This window comes from Lachnoclostridium sp. (genome assembly GCF_031997925.1).
GTDB lineage: Bacteria > Bacillota > Clostridia > Lachnospirales > Lachnospiraceae > Lachnoclostridium.
In genome coordinates, this window is record NZ_DAMADT010000011.1 from 6895 (window position 1) to 31679 (window position 24785).

The 24785-nt window shown below is 33.1% G+C and carries 22 protein-coding genes and 2 pseudogenes; 19 read left to right on the plus strand and 5 right to left on the minus strand.

Annotated elements, in window-relative coordinates:
• The 9 genes and pseudogenes from RTP52_RS09195 to RTP52_RS09235 form a co-directional block, all read left to right on the plus strand.
• Positions 1–294: pseudogene (locus RTP52_RS09195) on the plus strand (hypothetical protein); the annotation flags it as partial.
• Positions 295–399: 105 nt separating this feature from the next.
• Positions 400–963 carry a metallophosphoesterase family protein gene (locus RTP52_RS09200; protein ID WP_312370744.1) on the plus strand — a complete coding sequence of 188 codons (564 nt, stop codon included), beginning with the start codon at positions 400–402 and terminating at the stop codon, positions 961–963.
• 111 nt (positions 964–1074) lie between these two features.
• Positions 1075–2046, plus strand: coding sequence for a phosphotransferase enzyme family protein (locus RTP52_RS09205; RefSeq protein ID WP_312103771.1), 972 nt, complete (start codon positions 1075–1077; stop codon positions 2044–2046).
• Positions 2047–2126: 80 nt separating this feature from the next.
• A complete protein-coding gene (locus RTP52_RS09210; protein ID WP_312103774.1) occupies positions 2127–2924 on the plus strand; it encodes a hypothetical protein in 798 nt (265 codons plus the stop codon).
• A 463-nt stretch (positions 2925–3387) separates the two neighbouring features.
• Entirely contained in the window at positions 3388–4341 is a 954-nt protein-coding gene (locus tag RTP52_RS09215; protein ID WP_312370746.1) for a tRNA dihydrouridine synthase, read from the plus strand.
• Positions 4342–4496: 155 nt separating this feature from the next.
• Complete coding sequence (locus RTP52_RS09220; protein ID WP_312370748.1) at positions 4497–5102, plus strand: hypothetical protein; 606 nt, start codon at positions 4497–4499, stop codon at positions 5100–5102.
• 494 nt (positions 5103–5596) lie between these two features.
• Positions 5597–7495 carry a peptidoglycan-binding protein gene (locus RTP52_RS09225; RefSeq protein ID WP_312370750.1) on the plus strand — a complete coding sequence of 633 codons (1899 nt, stop codon included), beginning with the start codon at positions 5597–5599 and terminating at the stop codon, positions 7493–7495.
• 315 nt (positions 7496–7810) lie between these two features.
• On the plus strand, positions 7811–10369 hold the full coding sequence (locus RTP52_RS09230) for a hypothetical protein (protein ID WP_312370753.1): 2559 nt from the start codon (positions 7811–7813) through the stop codon (positions 10367–10369).
• Positions 10370–11043: 674 nt separating this feature from the next.
• Entirely contained in the window at positions 11044–12930 is a 1887-nt protein-coding gene (locus RTP52_RS09235; protein WP_312370756.1) for a right-handed parallel beta-helix repeat-containing protein, read from the plus strand.
• A gap of 506 nt (positions 12931–13436) precedes the next feature.
• On the opposite strand, the gene RTP52_RS09240 is transcribed toward RTP52_RS09235, so the two are convergent.
• A complete protein-coding gene (locus RTP52_RS09240) occupies positions 13437–14432 on the minus strand; it encodes an Ig-like domain-containing protein (RefSeq protein ID WP_312370759.1) in 996 nt (331 codons plus the stop codon).
• Between the two features lie 521 nt (positions 14433–14953).
• Here RTP52_RS09240 and RTP52_RS09245 point away from each other — a divergent pair.
• The 7 genes and pseudogenes from RTP52_RS09245 to RTP52_RS09275 all read left to right on the plus strand — a co-directional run bounded on the left by RTP52_RS09245 (position 14954) and on the right by RTP52_RS09275 (position 19885).
• Positions 14954–15472: a hypothetical protein gene (locus RTP52_RS09245; RefSeq protein WP_312106955.1), complete on the plus strand. Its 519-nt coding sequence runs from the start codon at positions 14954–14956 to the stop codon at positions 15470–15472.
• Positions 15473–15476: 4 nt separating this feature from the next.
• Entirely contained in the window at positions 15477–16583 is a 1107-nt protein-coding gene (locus RTP52_RS09250) for a hypothetical protein (protein ID WP_312370761.1), read from the plus strand.
• 335 nt (positions 16584–16918) lie between these two features.
• Positions 16919–17209, plus strand: a pseudogene (locus RTP52_RS20380) (MGDG synthase family glycosyltransferase); the annotation flags it as partial.
• Positions 17200–17415, plus strand: coding sequence for a glycerol-3-phosphate acyltransferase (locus RTP52_RS20385; RefSeq protein ID WP_312107641.1), 216 nt, complete (start codon positions 17200–17202; stop codon positions 17413–17415). The pseudogene RTP52_RS20380 and the gene RTP52_RS20385, both read left to right, overlap by 10 nt.
• 132 nt (positions 17416–17547) lie before the next feature.
• A complete protein-coding gene (locus RTP52_RS09265) occupies positions 17548–18120 on the plus strand; it encodes a cyclase family protein (RefSeq protein WP_312370763.1) in 573 nt (190 codons plus the stop codon).
• Between the two features lie 15 nt (positions 18121–18135).
• Entirely contained in the window at positions 18136–18525 is a 390-nt protein-coding gene (locus RTP52_RS09270) for a bacteriohemerythrin (RefSeq protein WP_312106614.1), read from the plus strand.
• A 10-nt stretch (positions 18526–18535) separates the two neighbouring features.
• Positions 18536–19885: a rhamnogalacturonan acetylesterase gene (locus RTP52_RS09275; RefSeq protein WP_312370765.1), complete on the plus strand. Its 1350-nt coding sequence runs from the start codon at positions 18536–18538 to the stop codon at positions 19883–19885.
• A gap of 147 nt (positions 19886–20032) precedes the next feature.
• On the opposite strand, the gene RTP52_RS09280 is transcribed toward RTP52_RS09275, so the two are convergent.
• Complete coding sequence (locus RTP52_RS09280) at positions 20033–20191, minus strand: hypothetical protein (protein WP_312106608.1); 159 nt, start codon at positions 20189–20191, stop codon at positions 20033–20035.
• A 133-nt stretch (positions 20192–20324) separates the two neighbouring features.
• On the opposite strand from RTP52_RS09280, the gene RTP52_RS09285 reads away from it, so the two are divergent.
• The gene (locus tag RTP52_RS09285; protein WP_312370766.1) at positions 20325–21092 is read left to right on the plus strand and encodes an EFR1 family ferrodoxin; all 768 of its coding nucleotides are present in this window, start codon (positions 20325–20327) and stop codon (positions 21090–21092) included.
• 89 nt (positions 21093–21181) lie between these two features.
• Here RTP52_RS09285 and RTP52_RS09290 read toward each other — a convergent pair whose 3' ends face one another.
• A complete protein-coding gene (locus RTP52_RS09290) occupies positions 21182–21748 on the minus strand; it encodes a histidine phosphatase family protein (protein ID WP_312370767.1) in 567 nt (188 codons plus the stop codon).
• Between the two features lie 288 nt (positions 21749–22036).
• On the opposite strand from RTP52_RS09290, the gene RTP52_RS09295 reads away from it, so the two are divergent.
• On the plus strand, positions 22037–22546 hold the full coding sequence (locus RTP52_RS09295; protein ID WP_312370769.1) for a GNAT family N-acetyltransferase: 510 nt from the start codon (positions 22037–22039) through the stop codon (positions 22544–22546).
• Between the two features lie 70 nt (positions 22547–22616).
• Entirely contained in the window at positions 22617–23585 is a 969-nt protein-coding gene (locus RTP52_RS09300; protein WP_312370771.1) for a LysR family transcriptional regulator, read from the plus strand.
• Here RTP52_RS09300 and RTP52_RS09305 read toward each other — a convergent pair.
• Positions 23496–24056, minus strand: coding sequence for a chromate transporter (locus RTP52_RS09305; protein WP_312106597.1), 561 nt, complete (start codon positions 24054–24056; stop codon positions 23496–23498). The two genes, RTP52_RS09300 and RTP52_RS09305, sit on opposite strands and share 90 nt — an antisense overlap.
• Entirely contained in the window at positions 24053–24664 is a 612-nt protein-coding gene (locus tag RTP52_RS09310; RefSeq protein WP_312106596.1) for a chromate transporter, read from the minus strand. The genes RTP52_RS09305 and RTP52_RS09310 overlap by 4 nt, the downstream gene beginning before the upstream one ends.
• Positions 24665–24785 lie beyond the last annotated feature (121 nt).

Below are 24785 nucleotides of genomic sequence, written 5' to 3' on the forward strand. Positions count from 1 at the left end.
TCTGATTTCAATGTAAAACCTTGGTCAACTTGGTCAGTCTGGTTGCTGGTTTCCTTCTTATTAATGGTGTTGTATGAACTATGGTGGATTCGTTATTTTCGAAGTGAAAGAACCTTAAAAGACTTTTATAGCAGTTTCGTTGGGGTTCCTTTAGCAGGTGCAACACTACCTGTACTGGCTTTTTTTCTGCTTGGTGTGTATGGGAAAGTGATATGGTTGATGATCTCTGTTATTATTCTTGGGATAGGTCACATAGGAATACATGTAAAGCATAGAAAAGATATAATTAGATAGGCTAAAGAGAAATACAAAAGAAATACAAAAGAAATACTAAAAACTAAAAAAGAAATACATCTTTCTATAACAAGTCGGTATTCTTAAGATATGGGAGAGCATACAATGACATATTTTACAGCTGATTTACATTTTGGATATAAGAATATACTAAAATTCAGAACGCAATTTACTGATGTAGAAAGAATGGATTCTTTCATCCTTTCCATGTGGAATCAAAAGGTAGGGGATGAGGATGAAGTATATATCCTAGGAGATTTGACACATCAATCAATTGATGCAAATACGACAGTGAATTACATAGAAAAATTAAATGGGAAAAAGCACCTTATCGTTGGAAATCATGACTTACATCTATTAAAAGATTCCAAGATGAGACATTATTTTAAATCGATTGACTGGATGAAGATAATAAAACTGGATGATAAAATGCTGACACTAAGTCACTTCCCCATAGTAGAATGGACAGATTCTCATCGCAATGTCGGAGAAGGAAAGAGCCTTCATTTATATGGACATACTCATGATTCTAAGACGGAGGGTGTATATGAGTTTTTAAAGAAAAACTACCCATATGCTCTCAATGTTGGAGTTGATATCAATCATTTTGAACCGGTCACATTAGAAGAATGTAAAAGAAACAACGCTGCTTTTTTTCATATGTTATAAGATTTGTTTAGGATTTTGTTTGGTTATAAAAAAGGTAAATAACATTGCAGTAATTAGGAAAGTACACATAATTTGTACCTGCAGCTTAAAGTATGCAGGCTATGGAAAGGCATGGTTATTAATATGATTAAAATAACAGACAATGCAAGAAAAGAACTCTGCGAGAAGTTATCGATTGATGAAGCAACATTAACATTTTTAGGCGGTGGCAGAGAAGATTCCGATGGTACAGTTTTTACTTTCATAGAGGACTCAAAGAAAAAAGTTCTAAAGATTTTAGCATTTCCTGAAGCTGAAAAAGATAAGTTACAGCACCTTATCCTTCGGATAAAGTATGCCAATTATCTTGGAGAAAATGGAATTCGAATTGCTTATCCGCTTCGTAATACCAACGGGAATTTATATGAAACGAGCCTTGATCATAATCACTATTACGCAGCATACCTCATGGATTATTGTGATGGTAAGAATCCAGAGAGCAGTGAGCTCACGAATGAGTTAGTCTATCAATGGGGAAAACTAACTGGTAAATCTCACTTAATAACAAAATCATTTAGGGAAAAGATAGAAGAATCTAAGCTTGGGCATGAGGAAGAACTTAACTTTTTTACTAACTGGTGTAAGGATGCAGAAATTAAAGCTGCATGGAAGCATATGAATGAGGTATTAAAAAGTTTTCATCGTTGTGAGGATAACTATGGATTTATTCATAATGATAATCATCAAAGAAATATATTAGTACTTGGTCATGATATTACCTTGATTGATTTTGATTGTTCTTGTAGGCAATTTTTTGTCCAAGATATTATTACTCCAGCACAAGGAATTATGTTTGATATCACAGGTGGAATGATTTCACCAATCAAAGAGGAAGAACGCTTGAAAAGCTTCTTTGATAGTTTTATTAATGGGTATGAAACGGAGCATCATCTTTCGGATTTTTGGTATGAACAGATTCCGTTATTTTTAAATTATAGAAGAATGTTATTGTTTACTTGCATGCAAGATTGGTTAAATACGGAGCCAGAATTAAAGAAAAACTTCAAGGGGAATATCTTAAATCCGCCTACATTTCATTTATAGGGAACTTATAGTATTTGTGAAAATGTAGTAAATGATTAACTATAAAAAGTTTTTATGTTTTTTGAATTGTGGGAGGGAGAATGAAAAATATTATTTTCATTGAGGGTGTATCGGGAGTTGGCAAATCAACTACTGTACAAAAATTAAGTGAAAGGTTACGAAGTCTCGGTTATTCAACAATATGTCATGTTGAAGGAGATTCAGATAGTCCTCTTGATTTGTGTTGGGTTGCTTACCTGGATAAATCGGAATATGAAAACTTGTTAGTATCATATCCTATGTTTTCTGATGTTCTTTCAAAGAACATCATTTATAAAGATGAATATATTCTACTTCGATATCAAATTGAACGAACGCCTCTATATTCACAAGAACTTCATGAAAAATTACAGAAACTTGAATTTTGCTACAATCCAGTTAATAATGTAGTGCCTTTATCGAGATTTACAGAAGTATTTGTGAATCTATGGAAACAATTCACTAAGAGCGATGCGATAAAATGTGATTATGCAATTTTTGATGCTTCACTTGTTGCTCATATGACTAACGATTTAATTCGTAATTATAACGCTTCCAAGGTAGAATTAGTAAATCATCTAGAAAAGTTGCTTCAAACAATACATAGCTTAAATCCCATTATATTTTATCTGTCATCGGAAGATGTGCGTGAACGTCTGATAAAAGCACGTCGAAGCCGAGGACAAACTTATCCTGATGATGAAAGAATTAAGTTCTGGGAGAAACGTAAACAGATGGATTTAGCCGTTATCCCAGACCTTTTTGTTAAATCACAAATGATAGATATTATAAATGATGACTGGGATTCGGTAGTTTCTGAGATAGTGTCACAATTAACAAATGAGCATACACCTTTGTAGATAGGGTAAAACAAAACTGCCGGTGTGGTGAAAACTCTATTTTAATAGAGAAAGCTATAATTGATAGAAACTATTATATAAATGCAATTTATGCTAAAGAAGAATTGAAATTATCATAGGAAGAGGTATAGAGCAAAATTTTTGCATCTAACCTCTTTTTTAGTAGAAATATCTGATAGGAAAATGTATAATAGCGCAAGAGATATTAAGAACAATTGAAAAAATAGTATATAAAAATTTAAGTATAATGAGTAGATTATTGTAAGAATAGAAATTTAAAGTATACAAATAGAAAAGAAATTGAGTATAAAAACAAACAGAATAGAACAAACAGAATAGAAACAAACAGAATAGAACAAACGAACAAATAGAATAGAACAAATAGTATAGAACAAACAGAATAGAAACAAAAAAAAAACAAAAAGTAAGGAATCATATTCCTATAGATAAGGAGTTTTCACAGATGAAGTTTTATTTTGCACCAATGGAGGGAGTGACCGGTTATATTTATCGTAATATCCATCACTCGTATTTTCCTAATGTGGATAAGTATTTTACTCCATTTATTGTAGCTAATCAGAGTGTTAGCTTTAAAACAAGAGAGTTACAGGATATTAAACCAGAGCATAATCAAGGAATGTACGTTGTTCCGCAAATCTTAACAAATAACGCCCATGATTTTATCCAAACTTCAAAGAAGATAGCAGAGTTTGGATATCATGAGATTAATTTAAATCTTGGCTGTCCATCTGGAACAGTAGTCGCAAAAGGAAAAGGTTCCGGATTTTTAGCGATGAAAGATGAGTTGAATCGTTTTTTAGAGGAGATATTTCAGGCAAATGTCACAAAAATCTCGATTAAGACTAGAATTGGACGCGATAATCCAGAAGAGTTTCATGATTTGATGTCAATCTTTAACCAATATCCATTGGAGGAATTAATCATTCATCCAAGAATTCAAAAAGATATGTATAAGAATACTCCGAATTTACCAGTGTTTGCGGAAGGGTTACTACTTAGCAAACATGAGGTGTGTTATAATGGGGATATTTTCACTGTGGATGATTATGAAAAATTTATCGCTAAATTTCCACAAGTGAAAGCGGTCATGCTTGGTAGGGGAATTATTGCAAACCCAGCCATCATACAGGAAATAACTTCAGGAAAAGGATTGGATAAGAGTATTTTAAAAGAGTTCCACAATCGACTAGTAATAGAATACAAGCAAATTTTATCCGGAGACCGTGATGTACTGTTTAAGATGAAAGAAGTGTGGCATTACTGGTCGTTCATGTTTACTAACTATGAGAAGTATGTGAAAAAGATTAGGAAAGCACAACGATTTACAGATTATGAACAAGCGGTTGACAACTTATTCTATGAACAAGAGATTAGAAAAGCTGGATATAATTCGTAAGTCTTTGTTTCAAATCTTTATATAACCTTACAGAAGTTGCGGAAGCGGATTCTGAGTTTCCTCTTTAACAAGAGTGTAATTAGCTTTCCTCTAATAGAAACAATTATTTTATGTAGCATATGCTAAATAGAAGGAATAAATAAAGGAAAATTATCATGGATTTTTCGGAAGATTTTTGTTATCGTGAAAAAGACCTATATAATACAAAGGAATTTGAAGAATGTGATTATTCGAAACCAAGGGAACAACAAATGGTTGAAGAAGAAAGTAAAGAAGCTGGCTTAACGGCGATTTATGGTACTATAATCAGTGTTGATACCATTTACTCTTCGAATAAAGATTGTATTGAATATTATAATATTGAAGTGAATTCAGAATCATATGGTATCGTTCATTTTATTCTAAGTGCAAATACGTTTTTTGTAGACTGCTTTTTTGGTGATGAAGGTGTGAAGGTAGTCGGCTTTTTCGATCCTTCGTTACCGATGCCATTGATTTATCCACCTCAATATCAAATTAGAGTAATTGCACTTGATTTACCAGGCCGATTTGTGAAGGCTGATTTTTATGATTGCTTTTTACTTAGTCAAGACAATCAACTACAACTTGAGGTAACAAATAATACGTATATATTAAATGAAGACAACCGAATACCATACTGCGGTAATATTTCGAATAAATATATGGTTGCTTTATATAGTAGTATGACAAAAAGCATCCCAGCAAAAACACAGCCCAATGTCATTATTGTTCTCCGTTAGTTCGTGATAGAGTTTACAAGGAAAAGTTTGCGAAGGTACTTTTTCTTATTTTATAAGAGATAACAAGATTTTTTAAGATATGATACCTCATGTCATTAAATCTATGTTATCTCTTTTATTATATCCTTTTTTACTGAAACATTAGGAAAAAGAAATTGTTAATGCTAAATTCACAAAAAGTAATTTTATGTAACAATATCTTTTCTGTTTTTTCATCTTTGTAACTATCGTATTAAATAATTTTAACAAATTTATTAAAAGAATCTTTTCATAATGGAATAAATATGGTAGAATAATATTGTCAAACTACAATTTTTATTGTATAATATAAAAATCAAATAAAAAGTTAACAATTTCGTCATACTTAATACATAATTTTGTAGTATAATTGAAACAGTTAAGAAAAAAATACAGAATCGAATGCTTTCGAAATTTAATAAAAAAGAGTACAAGATAGGATAAGGCTTTATAAAGTCGGGAAAGGAACTGAACTCATGCTACCATTAATGAAAAAAAACAAGTTGCGAATTGCTATTGTGGGCGCAGTAGTTGGGTTAGGAGCAGCAGTAGCTACTCCAAATAGTGTAGCGAAAGATCATGCTCAGGAAGTAAGTGCAAGAGCACTGGTTGCTCAACAACTTAGTTACAATAATATTACACCTGGTTTAATAAACGTAAGTCCAATAAATCTTGAAAATGAGCAGATAACATTTTCATTAAACAACTCAGGGGAAAAAGATAATTCTTCATCAGAGTTAGAGGAAACAAAAAAACCTCAAAAGCAGGATAACCAGAAGAAAGAGGATAATTTATCAGACGTAGTTAACCAAGAAGATAACAGTGATAAATCAGATCAAACTCAATTAGCTTCTAATGATGAGAATGATCAAACCGAAGAGTTAACCTCTAATAAATGTATAGATGATTATACTTCTGTAATGTCTGTAGATGAATCATTAGACACCCCAGAAGAGGAAGAAGTACCAGTTGTTGATGAAGAACCAGCTCCAAAATTTTATGACATTGGTGTAAAACATAGCACTGTAATGGAGATTCAACAAAAATTAATGGATCTTGGCTTTATGGAAGATGCGGAACCAACTGATTATTATGGTTCAATCACTGCGGATGCAGTAAAGATGTTCCAGAGACAATCAGATTTAAAACAAGATGGAATCTTAGGACCAGATACTTTTGAGATGTTATTATCTGACAATGCGAAGCATTATGCTGCTAAGTTAGGTATGGATGGTGCAGATATTAAGCGTATCCAGCAACGTCTCTATGAAATGGGTTATCTAGCTACCGGTGATATGGTAACAGGACATTTTGGTGATGTAACTGAAAGTGCTGTTAAGAAAATGCAGGAAAACAATGGACTAGCTGCAGATGGTAAAGTTGGAAAGATGACTGTGGACTTGCTCTATAGTGAAGACGCAAAACCTAATCTTATAGCATATGGAGAACAGTCCGATATTGTATTAGCTGCACAGAAGAGATTAAAAGAGCTTGGATATTTAACCACTACTCCAGATGGTAAGTATGGTAATGATACATCAGTTGCAGTAAAGCAGTTCCAATCTAGAAATGACCTTGTAGTGGACGGTTTCTTAGGACCTTCAACAAGAGAGATATTAAAGGGCTCTAGTGCAGTACCAAACGGCGTTATGTTAGGTGATAGTGGTGATGCCGTTAAGCGTATTCAAGAGTTATTAAATAAATACGGATATATTTCTTCTGCTAATATGACTGGATATTTTGGTGAAGTTACAGAAGATGCAGTAAAGAGTTTCCAAAAGAACAATGGTTTATCTGCTGACGGTAATGCTGGTGTTATGACCATGACTAAGTTATCAGGTTCTGATGTTGTGAAGGCGAGTACTACATCCGGTGGAAGTAGTAATTCTGGAAGTTCCAATAGTAACAGCGGTTCTTCTAACTCCAGTAACTCTGGTAACTCGGGTAACTCAGGTAATACTTCTTCAAACAATGGCTCCTCTAATAACAACTCTAATAGCGGAACAGTTAGTGGAAGCGTAAGTGAATTAATTAGTGTCGCTAAATCTAAAGTTGGTAGTCCTTATGTTTTAGGTGCGAAAGGTCCGAATGCATTTGATTGTTCTGGATTTGTTTATTGGTGTTTAAATCAGGTTGGAGTTAAACAGAGTTATTTAACATCAAGCGGTTGGAGAAGTGTTGGTAAATATAAGAAGATAACAAGTTTATCTGATGTACGAGCTGGTGATATCATCGTCGTTAGAGGACATGTTGGTATAGCAGCTGGTAATGGTACAGTAATAGATGCTTCTTCCTCCAATGGAAGGATTGTATATCGTGATTTAAATTCATGGTGGAGTAGTCGTTTCATTGTAGCATGGCGTATCTTTGATTAATTAGAATAAAAATGATAAGCAGCAAAGAGAGAAATCTATCAGATTTCTAACTTTGCTGTTTTTTATTGTATCTAAAAATATACATATTCTATCCTCTTAACCATATATTATAAAGAGCTAGTACGAAAGTAGTGTGAAGAGAAATTCTAAGGCACCAAAAGACGCTACCTAAGAAATTCTAAAACCTCACGCTGGGTATTTGTTACTACGCTATCATCGGCACGAATATCTACCTACTACAGGTATTTTCAAGTGTACAATGCAGATCATTGTACTTGCAGCACAAAGTTTCTATGGAAAGGCATGGTTATTAGTATGAATTTAGAAAAGCAAGTATTAGATTTTTTAAATGATAGTCTAAATTGGTATCTTTCTACTACTCCATGTCTTCTTCTAAATAACATAGATAGAATAAATAGTAATGAATTAGCTATATTCGAAGTAGAAAATATAATGGAAGTTACAGATGCTGTGAGAATGAGATCCATTGAGAATATATTGAATTCTTTACCGATTAATAATACGAATTTTTTTTATTTAATCCATGGTTCGAAAGGAATAATCAGATTCTTTTACGGATTAGCTCCAAATTTAGAATGTCAATTGGATCATGAGTGCATAAGGAGAAATATAGACTTTAGTGCTGAAGTTTTGTTTACATCCTTAACTGGAAATTTAGAAGACAGTACAATAATTCCAATTAATAGGGAAGGAATTACAGCTTTGATAGAGGAAATTGATCAGTTTAGATTTCATACAATGGTTGAGGGAACACCTGGAGTTATAGATGTTACTAACTTAGATTTAGGAATTGATCGAATCGAAACCGTAATGAATGATGATGATTTTGTGTATCTAGTTATTGCGAATCGTTTCACATTACAAGAAATTGCATGTTTTATTGAACAATTAGAGGATATCGATAATCTGTTATCAATACTAACGGAAGAAATTATAACTAGAAATCATCTTGAAAGTAATTCTGCCACTTTTTCCAATAATTTAACCAATCTTGCTTCGAATACAGATACCTATTCAAAGACAAATCAAATACAAACCGGAATACCACAGCTTGGTAGAAATACTGGAGGTGAAGAAATCATTGAAGAAAATAATGAGTTAGAAGAGGTAGTTGATACTAATACGATAAAGCTTGAGAGTAACGGGAAGTCTAAAGCATTGCAAGGTGCAATTAGCAATTCCTTAACCAATGCAAATACTCAAACGAAAACAGAAATCATATCAATAAGAGAAGTCCACAGTAATATGAGTGCGAGTGAGTGGAGAATATATATAGAGGATGTATTATTCCCAAGACTTAATTATGCATTAGGAAGCTCTTTGTATCGTTACAGTACTGTTTTAAAAACGAATAACAAAGCTGTTTTGAATAAACTAGAGTCAGTAATTCAATCAATTTATTCTGGAAGCTCTGGTAATAATGTTCCTATCAAGTTTACCAATATCGATCAGAATGAATGTGTATTAGATGCGTTTGATAACTTTCAGTTTTTGTCTTTCTTAAAATTCCAAAACTGTCAATGTGAAAAATTTTCTTGTGAAGAGAAGGAAGCACGAACGGTATTTTCACAGGTTATATCCTGTGAATTGGCGTTCGGTGGAAATTTAGTTTCAAGTAAAGAATTAGGTATCATGGTATCTTTACCGAATGATCTAGCAACAATAAGCCCCTCTTGTGAGTATCTATTGACTGATTGTTATGTCGATAATTATTTAGAAGCACATAATGTACTATTAGGCCATTATGTAAAAAATGGACAGATTATGACATGGCAAAAAATCATACTAAGTAAGAGATTATTAACTAATAACATCTATCTAACCGGTTCTTATCAAGATATCAATGATAGGTTATTATTCCGTATCCTAGAAGATAGTAGTTATTCCTATCTAATAGTGAATACAAATAGAAATTATAAACAAAAGATAATATATGAAAATATAAATAGTTATGAAGGATTGGATTATGGAGCTGGAATTTTCCCAATTAACTTATTTCAATTTTACGAAGGCGATCAGATACAAACACAGGTAGATTTTTTAAAACTTTGTTTTCAATCGGTAATACCATTATCAGACATTCTATTGAGCATTGTTGAAAAAGGATGTTATGAATGTTATGCTGACTACGGTTGGGATATTGATTCCAGTTACAACTCATGGTTTGGAGAGGAAACTTTCTTGGATACAGTAAATGCTTTTCCTACTTTAAGTGACTTAATAGGGAAGGTAAAAGTTTTGCTTCGTAATGAAATCACAGATCCTAGTATTAGAGATGAATGTAATATGGAACTTAGAACAAAGCTTGAAGTGTTATTATTAGGGAAGAAGGCAAATATCTTCAACGTTCATCAAAGTGCTGATTTTATGGCTATATTAGAGCAAAAATCATTTCTGAGTCTAACACCATTATACAACTTGGTAGAGAGAGAATTTTATCTTGTCTTACTTATTCAAAAGTTATATTTGGCCTCAAAAAAAGCAAAAGAAAGAGAGGAAGAATTTCATTTTCTTACCGCATGGAATAGTTTAAATGATTTATTTCCTAATCAAAATATCTTAACCTATAAACGTATGGAATTTTTTGAACATTATATAGAACATGCATCTGATGTGGGACTTAGTTATTACATATTTGATTCGACTCCGAGCAAATTAGATAAAGATATTCTTAAGCAAATTCCTACAATAATAAGTGGACGCTTAACAAAACTAGAAGACTTGAATAGTATAGACAATCGTATTAAATTGAATAAGGATCAGAGAAAGAAACTGATAGAATTAGGTTCGACACGTGTTTTATTTTCTTTTCATGATGATTCTATGGTTTATGAATGTGAGTGTTTATTCTAAAGAATTTATTAATTTTACAAAAAATCGTCTCATAAAAAATAGTTATTGGATGAATTTCCAAATCATAGGAGGAATAAACTTTGAAATTCGATGATATAGTTCGATGCTTAAAATTTTCTAAGTTTATTCCTATTTTATTTATGACAAAGTATCATTTCATAGTGTACATTTTCTTATTTTGTGTTTCGTAAATTTATATACAACTTGCATCGTAGTTAAATTTTTAGATTTGATCCAGCGGTGTAATAGGTTAATATTATGCATTATGTTTATAAAAATTTAAATACACATTAATAAATTGTGAATAATATACATATTTTGGTGTGTTTTTTCGTCATGTTTAATATTGTAAATACTTACATTTACATTTATGATTATAGTACTAATATTTTGTACGTAAGTTACATCATCTAAGGAATTAGAGTGATAGCATAGGGGCGGCATATGTAATCACTTACATTCTGCTATTTCTTATGCGTGAAAGGAGGTTAGCGTTCATTCCTAGTTGAACTACTTGATTATGTGTTTATTCATGTTCTAAGAAAGTCAGAAAGAAGTTTACTTCACTCTTAAAGTAAGCTATAACAGTGAGAGCAGTCCTTCTTTCAAAGAAGATCAATAAGATTTCTATGTTCTAATTATGAGAGGGCGCGAAGCGCAAAATGGAGGTAAATATGAAATTAGGGAAGATTAGCAAACGGGTAGCATTTGTTGTTACTCTAGCGATGATGTTCGGACTATTTTTACCTATGATGAAATCAGTTGAGACTTTAGCAGCAACGACGACAACGCATGAATTAAATGTATCAAATTCAATGACAGTTGGACAATACTCGTCGGATTTTACTGTAAATGGATTTACATTTATTACGGGAGGATCTATTTGGGAAGTAGATAACTCTAATAAATCTTATGGTGGTGTATCCTACACGAAGAGAGTAAAATCGGGCGGAAAGGGTACCATTAGTAAAAGAGCTATCTCTTTTACTGCCTCTGGAGCAGGTCAACTAACCGTTTATGCGATGAGTTCTGGAAGTACTTCAAGAAATGTAACGCTTTATGGGAACGGAAAGGATCTTGAAAGTTATACTGCAGTAGCTGATAACATTACAGCTATGACTTTTACAATACCAAATTCCGGTACCTATGTTATTTATCCACCAGATGATGGTATTAGCTACTACTATTTTAAGGTAGTTAAGACGGATTCTACACAGACTCCGACACCAACTCCAACAGTAAAACCATCTCAAACACCGACGCCAACAGCAAATCCATCTCAAACACCTACACCTACACCAACTTCATCCAATGAAGTATATGTCTCAAACAATGGTTCTGCAAGTGCAAGTGGTACATATTCCAATCCTAAATCATTAGAGGGAGCGATCAGTTCTGCGAAAGCTGGGCAAACCATTTATATGTTACCAGGTACTTATTCTTATAGTACACAAATAACAATTCCAGTAGGAACCAATGGTACATCCAGTGCACGAATCAAATTAATACCATACAATAATGGGAGTGTAACGCTTAATTTTTCTTCTCAGCCATACGGTAGTACTGATACGAATGCAAGAGGGATTCAACTTGACGCAAATTATTGGCATATCTATGGTATCCGTGTGTATGGAGCTGCTGATAATGGTATCTTTATAAGTGGTAATAATAACATTATAGAAATGTGTGTATTAGAAGCTAACCGTGATACTGGATTACAGTTAAGCAGAAGAAATTCTAGTTTAACAAGTATATCAGGATGGCCTTCTAATAACCTTATAAAAAACTGTACCTCCTTTAACAGTTACGATCCTGCCACTGGTGAGAATGCAGATGGATTTGCTGCAAAATTAACTAGTGGAGAAGGAAACGTTTTTGATGGATGTATTGCATACAATAACGTAGATGATGGTTGGGATTTATATACGAAAACAGATACCGGAAAAATTGGTAGTGTAACATTGAGAAACTGTGTTGCATTCCGCAATGGTGCAACAAGTTCAGGTGTTTTCACTGCAAATAGTGATGGTAATGGATTTAAACTCGGTGGCTCAAGTATCGCAGTAGCTCACAACGTAGAAAATTGTATTGCATTTGAAAATAAAAACCATGGCTTTACCGATAATTCTAACCCAGGTCCTATAACATTAAAAAATTGTACTTCTTTTAATAATAGTTTAGCGGATGGAGGTAAGTCCAATTTTGATTTTGCAAGGGCGGATACATCCAATAATTATTTTACCAATATTATTACATTCAGCACAAAGTCTGTCTCAAGTGATAAATATAAGGGAACTGCAACGAACTGTAGTTTTTATAATAGTTCTAAGTATTATCTTATAACTTCGACTTCAAGTGTAAATACAAGAAGTGGAAGCTATGGAACCTTGAATACAACAGGTGTTAAGACCTCAGACTTTGTGTCCTTATCAGCTCCAGCTAGTAGTACAAATTTACATCAAACATTAAGAAATTCCAATGGTTCAGTTAACTTAGGTAATTTCTTAAAGTTAAGTAGTACTTCTGCATATAAGACAATGGGAGCTAATCTTGGAAATTAAGAGTTAATTATTACAAAAGATAATTAAGTTAATTATTACAAAAGATGATTAGAGTTAGTTATTTCAAAGGATAATAAAAGATGATTATCACAAATGATAATAAGAGTTATTTAGTACAGAGGATGAAGTAAAGATACAAAATATTAGGGAGACGAAACACTTTGTATCCTATGAATATACTTGGGGAGTATATGCTATAAATCCTATATCTAATGGTTTAGAAAAATAAAAGAAGAAACTGACATTCCTTAAGATGCAAATAGCATTTGGAAGGAGGAATCAGTTTCTTTTTTTTATTCGCAAGTATAAACTTGGTATTTTCACGAAATATTGTGAAAAAGATTATTTTTGACATTAGGTTTGTTGCATTATTCTCCAAAGATAATAATAATTCATTACAAGGAAATGTGATTAAAGCTAGCTTTTCTTGTACATGGCAAAGAAAAGCTAGCGAAGTATACTTTTCTTTGTTTGAAGTTTTAATTCATGAAAATATAATATTTGTACTACTCAGATACTATAACTTTACACTTTACTTTAACGCCGTCCTCTTGACAATACACATAAGCAGTCCCCTTTTTAATGGCAGATATCTTACCAGCTTTATCTACAGTAATTACGTTGGAATTACTTGTACTAAAGACAGGAGTATTTCCTGAGGATACTGTAGCATATAGAGTTTTACGATCTCCTTTTTCCATATGTATCTCATATTGATTTAAGGTGATTTCAGGCTGCTTTACTGTTACGATGCAAGTAGTAGAAACACCATCCACTGTTGCAGTGATGGTTGCAACCCCGTGTTTCATCGCAGTGATTGTGCCATTGGAATCTACAATCGCAACGGACTTTTTATTAGATTTGTAGGTAGGGGAAATGCGTGAGGAAACAGATGCGGTTAGAGTATAGCTTTGCCCACGAAATATTTTAATACTAGTACGGTCTAATTTAACCGTTGGTTTTTTTACTGTTATATTGCAAAGTGATTTGGTGCCATTCGCACTTACTGTCATAGTTGTAGTCCCTGGCTTCACGGCAGTAATTAAACCAGTGTCATCGATGGTAGCTACCGATTTTTTACTACTTTTATAGGTAACAAAAGATCCGTCTGAGGTAGTTGCACTTAAACGAAAAGTCTCTCCGTTTTCGAGGGAGACTTTTTGTTCATTTAGAGTTATTTTTGTCTCTCTCACAGTAATCTGACAGGTTGTATTTTCTTTCCCTACGGTTACTGTGATTTTGGCGGTACCAGGTTTTTTCGCTATGACTTTTCCAAGAGCGCTGACTGTAGCAACTTTTGAGTTACTGCTTTTAAATTGTGGAATGTTAATTGTGTTGGATAGTGGAAATAATTGATATTCTTCACCAATATTTAAAGTAACATCTTGCCTAAGAATAATGACAAAAGAGGAAGCAGATGCTTGATTGGGAAGGATTGGAGTTGTACATATGAAAATTAAGATAAGAGATAAGAAAAATAATTTTATTTTTTTTGCTGTCATAAATATCCTCCATAAGAAATGGAGAATAATGCAATATTAGAAATGCAAACCTAATATTAATGTAGCATAAAGCAAACCATATGTCAAATTATGTATTTAAAAATCTGGCAAAAGGAATATATAAATAGAAGTATATGGTAAAAAGAAGGTAATAAAAGTGGTGAAAAAATAGGTGGTAAAAATAAAGGTAGTGATTAAAAATAGTAATGAAGAAGTGGAAGATAGATAGTATTAAAGAGGATGGAAAAGGTAGTGAGCATATAAGAGTAGTAAAAATGAGTGAGCATATTAGAAAATAGTAAAAAGGAGTGAGCATAAAAAAAGTATTAAAAAGGAGATAGTAAAAAGAAGATATAAAAGAATGTAAAAAGATGAGAAAGTATCAAAAAAGAGATTAGTAAGGACTGAAGGTAGCAAGATATAGATAAAAAGAAAAAATATCATATTCATAAAATGACTCGCATAATATATAAAATAGTGAAGTATGGGATGGGATGTAGATGCCGGAGGTCCGTAGGAGTATGAGGGAATGGGAAGAACAACGTAAGGTGTATAATCCGCAGGATGCTTCAAACGACAAGAAGCCAATAAATCAGTATTTTCTGGCATCTACGGATTATTTAAATTTTACCGAAGATGGATCAGGAGAAGTAAGAATCTATAATCCAAGCCATTCCAACAAAGACATGATATTGGATAAGCTTAGTTACATAAATTATAGCAATGCAATCGTCGGAATGGACGCCTTTATCTTTGCGAAACTAGAAGGGGAGTTATTAACCCATGAGATTCGAATCAATAGCCCCTTATCATTTGAAAAGCAAGTTAGCTTATGTGAAATTACTTTTGGTAGAAATCTAACTTTGACGGGTGGGTTACTTTTATATCAGCATATTATACCAAGATTTCAAACAATTAATGAAGAATTAGAGAAACCATTCGTAATAGTTCCAGGTACGGAATGGGTATTTCAATTTAGAATACTTTATCTTGGAACAGATGCCTGCGTTCGAATGGGTTTTCGTTGGTCGGAAAGGTGAGAATATGGATTATAATATAAATGATAAGGACGTTAATATAAGTAATAAAGAAGATTATTTAAATAAAAGAGAAGATTATGTAAGTAATAGAGAAGATTATTTTAATAATAGGTTAGATCAAGTAAGTAAAAGAGAAGATTACAATAATAATGGGGAAGATCATGTAAGTAATAGAGAAGATTACAATAATAATGGGGAAGATCATGTAAGTAATAGAGAAGATTATTTTAATAATAGGGAAGATCATGTAAGTAATAGAGAAGATTATTTTAATAATAGAGAAGATCTTATAAGTAATATAAAAGATTATTTTAATAATAGGGAAAAACATGTAAGTAATAAAGAAGATCATGTAAATAATAAAGAAGATCATATAAATAATAAAGAAGATCATATAAATAATAAGGAGGATTATGTAAACAATAAAGAAAATTATGTAAGTAATAAAGAAGATCATGTAAGCAATAAAGAAAATCATGTAAGCAATAAAGAAGATCATATAAATAATAGAGGATATTATATAAATAACAGAGATGATCGTATAAATAATATGAGTACAATATTTGAAGAAAATAAAAAAACCTGGAAGATGCCATGGATGGAGGGGGTTCATACAAAGGAAATGGAAGCAAAAAAACCATGGATTCAACCGGTAAACCAATATGATTACATAGCAACCTCGAACATGATATCATTTATGCGAGAAGGTGCAGGAGCTGTTATTTTATCTAATCCAGAGAATTCTAATACGAAAATTTCTATCGAAAAAACAATTTATCATAATTTTTCAGATGCGATTCTTAGTCTTGAAGTGTTTCATAATGTAGAAATACCAGAGGATGCAACGACTAGTGAACATTATGCACCAAAGGATTTAAGTAATTATCCTCAAGAACCATTTTGTAAACTGTTGTCGCATGAAAACTTAGCTTATCATAAAGATTATTGTTTTTTATCCTCAACGATTAATCCCTATCAGTCAGTAGATGAGCCTATGCTAAAGGGTATGGAATTAACTCCTGGGACGAATCTGGCCTATATTTTTCATATAGTGAATCAACAACCTCAAACTGTTATCTCTGTTACTTTTCATTGGACAGAGTTAACTTAGCGAAATAAAGGGTTAATATTTCAAAGCTATGGGGTTGTTATGTTATATCATAGTACAAGTAAATGGATTATATGATGTTCAAATGAGAGTGTCATATCCATATTGAGAAAATATGAAATAAGCTGAACTAAGAAGGAGCGTTTACTTTACAAGTAAGCGCTTTTTGTGTAAACTTAATTCAATAGAGAACAAAAGATAAGGTGCGAGGAATACTCTGGGAAGTTATGGAGGTTGATATGAATGTATTAATTCTTTCTTGTAATACAGGAGAGGGACATAATGCGGCAGGGCGTGCTTTAGAAGAATATCTTAAGTGTTCTGGTGAAAAAGTTGAAATGTTAGACTTTATGAAGCTAGCCAGTGAAAGAACTTCACGTATTGTTGGAGGAACCTATGTCTCTATTGCAAAAATAACACCACATTTTTTTGGATTTATCTATCAGCTTGGAATGAAAGTTAGTAATAAGCGCTATAAATCTCCTGTATATTATGCAAATGCATTGATGGCAAAATACTTAAGCGAATACTTAAAGAAACATACCATGGATATTTTAGTAATTCCACATTTATATCCAGCGGAAACTATTACATATATGAAAAAAAGGGGTTTGCTTCGATGCAAAACCTTAGCTATCGCAACCGATTATACTTGTATCCCATTCTGGGAGCAGCACCAGTACTTGCACATGCTTATTCATTATTCCATAAGGGAACGGGAGGAAAGGCAATTGCTGTTTCATTTAAAGCACCTTCATGCATTCCATGGGGAAGAGCTCGAATTATTTTAGTACTTTTTATGTTAGTATGGAAAATAAAACAAGTTATGATATAATGATGAGGAACAATAAAGGATTATTATTCAGAAGTAACATTCTTAACTTGTTCCTTTTTCTAATGTAACTTAAACGTTGACCTACTTTAAAGAAAAAGCATAGTCAAATTGGTTAAAAGGGAGGAATTATCAATGGAAATCTATGATATTACTCAGGAGCTGTTCTCGTGCCGAGTATTTCCGGGAGATGAGGCACCTAGATATGAAAGGGTTAAGGAAACTACAAAAGGAGATGTCTGTAATTTAACCGTTTTACATATGTGTGCGCATAATGGAACACATATAGATGCTCCTTATCATTTTATTGATGGTGGGAAAACAGTCGATCAAATTGACTTAACGCGTGTGATTGGGGAGTGTACTGTAGTGGAACATGATGGCGTACTTACCTGTGAAGATGTTCAACGAATCATGTTAAAAGGGAAAGAAAGAATACTATTAAAAGGGAAAACGGTAGTATCTTTCGAAGCAGCACAGGAGTTCAATCATTTTGGGGTGTTATTGGTTGCAAATGAATCACAGACAATAGGACCGGAAGATTCGCCAATGCAGGTTCATCTAGAACTTTTATCGAATGAGGTAGTATTACTAGAAGGAATTAATTTATCGAGTGTTCCGGAAGGAGATTATTTTCTATTTGCTGCTCCATTAAATCTTGCTGGAGCAGATGGTGCACCATGCCGTGCAGTTTTAATACGTTCGTAGAAAGGACATAAAAACATGTTTGAGATGAAGCCAGAGTATATGACAGGAATTACATTAATTGATGAAGAACATCAAAAACTTTTTGAATTGGCTGATCAACTATATGAGTTATTAAATAATGATTTTATTCATGATAAGTTTGATTATATAGTGGAAGTAATTTATGGATTAAAAGAATACGCAAAGAAACATTTTACAGATGAAGAAGATTATATGATGAGTATTAATTATAAGCGTTTGTTTTCTCATAAAATTGAACATCAGGCATTTTTAGAGAAAATGGAGGGCCTCGATCTAGAGTCTATTGATGAAGATCAAAAGCAAACATGCTTAGAATTACTTGGTTTTGTAAGTGATTGGTTAGTAAATCATATCCTTGGTAATGATATCTTAATTGGAAAGTAGGAATTTACCTATGAACAAGAAGATAAAACTTAATAAAAATATGCTTTATTCAAGTGAGAGAGGTTACGGTTTTATTACAGAACCTATCCGCGACTTAGAAAAAGCACTTAAGATACCAGAGTTAAATAGTGGATTTGACATCTTATACTGGTATATGGATAGTGAAATTACGGGAATTATGGAAGATGAAGATGGTTGCTATGCGGTTGGAGTTTTAGAAAATGGTTCAGTAACTCCAGTTAATGTTCCATTGTTTTTTAAGTTGGATATAGAAGGCGAAGACAATTATCTAATTACATTAAAATTAAAAGCTGGAGATAGAGGAGTGAAATCTCTTACATTATTTGGTGGAAGGCGACACCTTCATTTTCATAATTATATGCTAGCTAGTAAAGAAGAGCTTACCTATTCCTTCCTTGTAAATGTTAGTGATATCATTCCAAGAAACTACACAGAGGTACATACTGATCGAAGTGTAGATTTTGCTATCATAGGAGATGGAGTACGTATATCGGAGGTGCATATTCAAAGTGTTGAATCCAAAACTATTTTTTTAGCTGGAGATTCCACTGTAACTGACCAACCTAGTGGTTACCCGTATGAACCAGGAGCTTGCTATTGTGGATGGGGTCAGGCTCTATCTGCTTACTTATCCACAGAAGTTGCAATATCTAATCATGCACATTCCGGATTAACGACAGAGAGTTTTCGTAACGAAGGGCATTATGATATTTTGACTCGTTTGGCGAAACCAGGTGATATAGTACTATTTCAATTTGGTCATAATGATCAAAAACTCTCTCATCTAAAAGCAGAAGAAGGTTATCGTAATAATCTGATACGCTATATCATGGAGTGTAGAGAAAAAGATGTCTATCCTGTTCTAATCTCGCCATTGTCTAGGAATACTTGGAGAGAAGATGGAACACAGTACGTTGATTTACTCGTGGAATACGATAAGGTATGTAAACAAATAGGGGAAGAATATGATATTCCTATTATCGATTTACATGAACGAAGCAAGGAATTCATTTTGAAAAATGGGATTGAAGTATCAAAACGATATTTCTATCCGGGTGATTATACTCATAGCAATGACTTTGGAGGATTTTTATTTGCTGGCTTTGTTGCGGAAGAAATGAAAAAGATTCCTGAATTAGCTAAATTTCTTACAAGCAAGCCTGAGGCTTGGATACCGGATGAGTCCTTAGTATTACCACAAAAACCAGGAAATCCAGTATATGAAACACCACCAGAACATACAGAAGGATATCAGATTCCTTTTTCTGGGATATTTGCAAAATCTCCATCTGATGTTACGAAAGAATTGGAGTTTTTATGTGGATTTTCAAGAGAGTAAAATCATTGATTTTTTCAGGAAAACAATAAAAAAACAGAGCCTTAGGGCAATTGCCTAGTGGCTCTGTTTTTTAAGATTTTTATAATTAGTTTAATCTAAAGATGAAAATCTGATGGATCTAAGATGCGAATACTCTTTGTTTCTTATTTAGTACTCTTTATTTTGTGTTTTTGCAGTTTTATTTTTCGTAGTATTGGAAGTAGAACCAGTTTGTGCATCTTTCTCAGTTTTCTCCGTTACCACGCCTTTACTTGGGCTATGTGGTTGTTCCTTTTTTTGAAAACTATGATTTGGATTTTTTGTCATAGTAACTCCTTTCTTGGATGTATAAATCAGTTCAAGATTTATATTTTAGGTATCGTAATAAGTATTTTCAAAATATATTATCCTATACTATTTATTTTTTAAAATATACTTGAAATTGGAAGGAGAAAATCAAATGATACTATATTTCACAGGAACGGGTAATAGTTCTTATGTTGCTAACGCTATCGCTAAGGAAACAGGTGATCAAGTTCTTTCTTTAAATGAGATGATAAAGAAAGGCTTAAAAGAAAAAATCACATCCGTACTGCCACTAGTAGTTGTTGTTCCAACCTATGCATGGCGTATACCTCGGGTTGTGAGTGATTTTATAAAACAGATAGATTTTAGCGGAAATCGAAAAATATATTTTGTGTTGACATGTGGAGATAGTATTGGTGCAGCAGAAAGGTATACTAAAAAACTATGCGATGAAAAGGAACTTCAATTTATGGGGTGTGCAGAAGTTGTGATGCCAGAAAACTACATTGCTATGTATACCGCTCCTGAAAAAGAAAAGGCACATGATATTATTCGAAAATCAGAAGCTTTAATTTCTGATATTTCTAATAAAATAAAAGAAGAAATATCTTTTACTAGCCCTAGAATCAAGTTTAGTGGTAAAATTTTAAGCGGAATCGTAAATAACTTATTTTATAAGTTTTTTGTAAAAGCAAAAGGCTTTTATGCGACCGATTCTTGTAATAGCTGCGGTTATTGTGTTCGAAATTGTCCTCTTAATAATATTCGTTTAGAGGAAAAAAGTCCAGTGTGGGGAAAAGATTGCACGCATTGTATGGCATGCATCTGTGGTTGTCCAACAAAGGCAATTGAATACGGGAAAAACAGTAAGGGAAAAGTAAGATACCAATGCCCGAATTATCCGATGAAAGAAAATACATAGTACCAAAAAGGCTGATTACCGGAACACTCAAAGCACGGATACGATATCGTAAAGTGCTAGAGTGTTCCGAATAATCAGCCATTTAAGTTTTACCTAAAGTGATCGGCATCAACGATTGTAATTGAAGTATTTCCTGTTTGAAATTGCTTCATCTGATCAAATGGTAGCTGGTTTATATAGCATAGTAAGCATTTAATAACAGCACCATGACTAACGATAGCAATATCCTGAGATTCTTCTTTTAGGATTGATTGTACGGTAGCAAGAGAGCGGGATAGAACCTCCTCATAAGATTCTCCGTCGGGAGTTTTTTCTGTGTTTCGGTTAGGATACCATATATTAAAGGTTTCAATGTCCTTTTCTTTTACTTCTTTCCAAGTTAATCCTTCCCAACGCCCAAGATTCATCTCTTCAAGTCCAGCGGTAACTACGCAATCTACTTGTATTGCTTCGCTTAATATTTTTGCAGTTTTGCGTGCCCTTTTTTGTGGACTTGTATATATCTTTTGAATTGGTAATCCTAGTGTTTTTACTTTCTCTCCTAGAGCCAATGCTTGTGAGATTCCATTACCATTTAAATCTATATCATTACTACCCTGTATTTTGTTTTCAACATTCCAATCGGTTTCACCATGTCGTATAAAATAAATATTCATAGGCGTCTCCTTTTTCTACATTATCTGACTACATTTTAAGTGTACCATAATAGAGGTATGTTTTCATTAGCATTTCATACGAAAAAATTCACTTTCTTCCATTGTTTCTTATCGCAATCAGATAAGATATATGATACAATGTATCAAAATCTCTCCATCCGTAATTGGGCTTAAGTAATTGAGGAATTGCTCTGACCTAAGCTTTTCACTACGCTTGTTGGGAAAAAAATCAACTAAAATGTTATAGATAACTAAAATGATATATTTAATAGATAGAAAGGGATTTCTATGAAGGTTAGAAAAGCGATTATTAAAGATATAGATGCAATTATGAAGATAATAGAGGAGGCGAAAGCCTTTTTAAAAGAGCAAGGAATTGACCAGTGGCAGAATGGCTCTCCGAATAATGAAATAATTTTAAATGATATTAAGAAAGAACAAGGTTATGTATTCGAAGAAAATAAGGAAATATTGGCTTATATGGCACTTTGTTATGGAGAAGATGAAAGTTATCATATAGTCTATGATGGAGAATGGCAATGCCCTAATGTCATCTATGGAACGATACACCGTACAGCAATTTCATCTAGTTACCGAGGAAAAGGAATGGCTAGAAGTTTATTTCAAGCAGCAGAAGATCTGTGTGTGAATGAAAGTATGGAAAGTATAAGGATTGACACTCATCCAAATAATGAATTGATGAAACATTTAATTATAAGAGAAGGTTATCAGCCTTGTGGTTATATTTTGTTACAGCAGGATGGTACAAAACGTCTGGTATATGAAAAAAAATTATGAGCAAGTAGCGCAAGCGGATTGCGAATAACCGCTTTGACTATGAAACAAAATGCCGAAGGAGCTTAATTAAATGACAATCAGACATTTCAAAATATTTATTGCTGTGGTTGAATGTGGAAAGATGAGAAGAGCAGCTGAAAGGCTATATATATCACAACCTGCAGTAAGCCAAGCAATACAAGAGTTAGAAGAACATTATCAAGTCAAGTTATTTGAACGACTTTCTCAGAAACTTGCAATTACTGAGATGGGAGAACTTTTATTGCCTTATGCAAGACAGGCAGTTGAGTTATTCGAAAATACAGAACAAGTAATGAAGAATGCAGGGGAAGTTTCAAGGATACGATTGGGTACGAGTGTTTCTGTTGGAACCACTTTTTTAAATGACTTATTAGACAGATATGAAGAGATTTATGGTAATTTGGATACGAGTGTTATTATTCATAATACTCAAACAATAGAAAGTTTAATTCATAGTTGTCGACTTGATCTAGGTATTGTGGAAGGATTAGTAATTGATAAGGATATGAAGCAAATACCGCTTAGTGAGGATGAATTAGTATTGGTTGCAGGCAGGCCGCATCCATTATATCATAAAGAAATAATAACATTTGAGGAATTGCAAAATGAAATATTAATCTCACGAGAAGAAGGTAGTGTAAAACGAAATCAGTTTGAACAGCTTCTACTCGAGAGAAATATTTCAATGCAAAAAAAATGGACTTGTACGAACAGTGAGGCAATCAAAAATGCAGTGGAGCATGGCCGTGGCCTCGCTATCTTATCACAGATGATTATCAGAAAAGAAGTGGAGGAGGGAACTCTTAAAATCCTGCAATTAGAAGATATTCATGTTCATAGGAAAATACATCTTATTTATCATAAAGATAAGTTTCTATCAAAGCCACTGAAACAATTTATTGATTTATGTTCTAAGTTAAGCTTAGATTTAAAAAATAGCATACAAGATTGTACCAATAACACCGCTACCGAAAATGATTGCGATAGCATTAACCTTGTATTTTCTAAGAAGGAATAAACCACCTACGAATAGCAGTGCTTCGATAACTCGAATATCAGAGAAAGCAAAGTTACTATTATCGGTACCAAATAGGCCTAACATTAAGATGGAAATACCTGCTGATGCAATCAAAGCGACAACAGCTGGGCGAAGGGCAGACAATATGGTCTGAACACCGGAAAAGTTTCTATATTTATAATAAAAATATGCCAACGCTAAACAGATACAAAAAGAAGGCAAAATGACACCTAATGTACAGATGACGGCTCCAAATGCTCCCGCTAGGCGTGTACCAACAAAAGTTGCTGAATTAATGGAGATTGGTCCTGGAGTCATCTCTGCTATGGTAATCAAGTCTGTAAATTCTGCCATAGTCATTAGCTTGTGAACCTCGACAATCTGTTGTTGAATTAATGGTATCGCAGCATATCCACCACCAACACTGAACAATCCTACTTGGATAAAACTTAAAAACAATTTGAAAATCATGCGGTTTCTCCTTTTTTCTTTAAATGTACGATTAAATCGATTACGCCAATTGCTACACAAGATAGTATGATTAATACTGCGCTAACCTTAAAGAAACAAGTTAATACAAAAGCAATTGTCATCAAACCAATATACAAGTAACGTTTGGTTTTGCAGACATTTTTAGCAAGATTAATAACAACATCAAAAATAACCGCTGCAACACCAGCTCTCATAACCTGTAATGCCATTGCAATTACAGCATTTTCTCTAAACTGCTGATAGAAAACGGAGATTACAGAGATGATTACCATTGGTGGTAACGAAGTACCAAGAACAGCGATAAGGGAACCAATAATCCCTTTCATACGATAACCAAGAATAACGGAAGCATTAATAGGAATTGGACCTGGAGAGGATTGAGCGATTGCTGTGATATCTAACATTTCATCTTCGGTCAGCCAACCAAGCTCCTCAACAAATTTCTTTTTCATTAATGATACAATAACGAATCCGCCCCCAAATGTAAATGCACTAAGGAAAAAAGTTGCTTTAAATAATTGCCATAGTACATGTTTGTGTTGTGGATCCGTTGGTTGCACCGATTGGTTTGTTACATTTTGTTCCATGAATATTACCTCTCTTATAAAATTTTGTTCATAGTCTTGATACAAAGAAAATAATGAAGCAAATTTCTGTATCTCTTCGACTTTATTCGACCTGCATTTATCATAACGGATAATTGTAGTT